Source organism: Caulobacter sp. P1_B12_2 (assembly GCF_056406675.1).
Genome location: NZ_JBFTZS010000602.1, coordinates 1 through 2,205 on the forward strand (window position 1 = coordinate 1; position 2,205 = coordinate 2,205).

The window sequence follows — 2,205 nt, forward strand, 5'->3', positions numbered from 1 at the left end:
GGACCCCTCTCTCCGCCGCAGGTGCGGATGGGTGGCGCGCCGGCGCGCCAAAGCACTTCACGTGCGGGCTGAACCAGGGGTCCCGGGCACAAGGCCCGGGATGACGGCTGAAGGGCGGGGCTTAGCCGTCCCACCCCCTGCGCCCAGCCGGACCGCCCCTCGGCGGCCAGGCCGCGCCCTGAAATCCAGGGTGGCGAGCCTGCTCTGGGGTCTGACCGTGTCAAGGGTTTCAGGACGTGGTGTCATCCGCTGAGGGGCGGATGGGTCTGGACATGGAGACAATCGCTTGTGAGCGGCCTCAACCGGAGCAGGGTAGATTCGGACGGACTCCGGCGCATCTAAAAGTCAAGATGCTTGTTGACATTTTTTGCAATTGAAGTATTGTGGTGGAGTAGTCTGAAACTGGGCATGACCTAGAAGTAGGACCGCACCTGGGAGGAGCCTTTGGCTCCTCCCCCTTCCTCCCCTTAAAGCAACACCATGCCAAGACCGTTTGCGGTGCTTGCTCGTTTGTTTAAAACGGGATCCAATCTGTTGTAGTAATGCGTCGCACCGCTCTTCTTCACAAATGAACAAGGGTTGAATTTTTGGTGCAAGAAATACGCACAGACGTCAGCGGATTGTATGAAATAGCTTCTAGAAGAATCTTTGGGATAAGGATCTTCAACGATGCTCACGATGGGGATATTACGCGGCACTCCGCCAAATCGACTGGGTATAGGGTTGTAGACACTCATCTTGCGAACAAGGCTGGTAAGCTTCCTGCCATCGGTGTTGTCGACAATTAAAAGGCCCTTGTCATTGCGATGACCACCAGGAAAATTTCCATAAGAAATAGTGTTTTCAAATCTTTGGAAGAGCGTGCGCCAGGCGGAATCGAAGACATCGTAGGGAGCCAATTTTCCCTGTTTGTCGACAATGACCCCAGTCACTGACACAAAATGCATTTTTGCCAGTTCATCTAGATAGTTACGAAGGATGGCGAGCCGAGAATGGCGTGACAGGTTCGGTACTGGCGGCCGCCTTATATATTCCGACGCATGAATCTCAGTTCGAACAGGCAGCCCGTGAGCTGCCCGCATGTTTTGCCTGAAGCCCACGAGCGCCGCGTGGAAATCTCGCCATCGGCTTTCGTGGACCGTAATTCCAGTTAGGGCGAAATATCGCGTTGGAGATCCAACGAGGCCGGTATCACCGCTCTCATCGACGTACATAATATACATGTGGAGACGGTAGCACGATCGAGTTCGCCATCAATGGTAGAGCTGCGGGCGGAGAGCTCAATTTTCTCGCGGCTGGCCCTTACTCCGCCGCCCCCTACTCCCCCGCCCCCTCATACGCCGCCATCATCGCCATATTCAAAATCTTCGACACCGACGCTGACAGCGGCGCGATCTGCACCGGCTTGCCGAGCCCCAGCAGCACCGGCCCGATCACCGTCGCCCCGCCCAGCGACTGCACCAGCTTGGTCGCGATCGAGGCCGAGTGGATGGCCGGCATGACCAGGATGTTGGCGCTGTCGGTCAGGCGCATGAACGGGTAGTTGGCGCGCTTTTCCGGGTCCAAGGCCAGTTCGGGCGGCATTTCGCCCTCGTATTCGAAGTCGACGTCCATCTCGTCGAGCATGGCCACGGCCTCGCGCACCTTGTCGGAGCGCTCGCCCATCGGGTTGCCGAAGGTGGAGTAGCTCATGAAGGCCACGCGCGGCTTGAAGCCCAGGCGCTTGACGGCGCGGGCGGCCTCGCAGGCGATCTCGACCATGTCGTCGGCGTCGGGCAGCTCGGTGACGTTGGTGTCGGCCACGAAGACCGTGCGGCCCTTGGCCAGCACCACCGACATGCCCATGATCCGCCCGCCCGGGGCCGGGTCGACGACGCGCAGCACCTCTTCCAGGGCCTGGTCGAAGCTGCGGGTGACGCCGGTGACCATGCCGTCGGCCTCGCCCAGGGTGACCATCGAGGCGGCGAAGCTGTTGCGGTCCTGGTTGATCAGGCGCTGGACGTCGCGCTTCAGATAGCCCTGGCGCTGCAGGCGGGCGTAGAGGGCGTCGACATAGTCCGGATTGCGGTCGCTGAGGCGGGCGTTGACGATCTCCAGGCCCGCCGTCTCGGGGTCCAGCCCCACGACGCGCATGTTCTCCTGCACCAGGTTCTCGCGGCCGCAGAGGATGGCCTTGCCGTAGCCGCCGGTCTGGTAGGCGTAGGC

At 60.5% G+C, this 2,205-nt stretch carries 2 protein-coding genes; both read right to left on the reverse strand.

Translation table 11 applies throughout. The features are described from left to right. Nucleotides 1–467 precede the first annotated feature (467 nt). On the reverse strand, nucleotides 468–1,223 hold the full coding sequence (locus tag AC1DZ6_RS23880) for a DUF3800 domain-containing protein (protein ID WP_477099592.1): 756 nt from the start codon (nucleotides 1,221–1,223) through the stop codon (nucleotides 468–470). Nucleotides 1,224–1,317: 94 nt separating this feature from the next. Further along, nucleotides 1,318–2,205 (reverse strand): phosphate acyltransferase (locus tag AC1DZ6_RS23885; protein ID WP_477099593.1); only part of this gene is annotated, 888 nt, incomplete at its 5' end.

What these genes read in the sequence shown, in the direction of transcription:
- AC1DZ6_RS23880 (WP_477099592.1), bottom strand. Translation starts at nt 1,223, where the DNA reads ATGTATATTATGTACGTCGATGAGAGCGGTGATACCGGCCTCGTTGGA.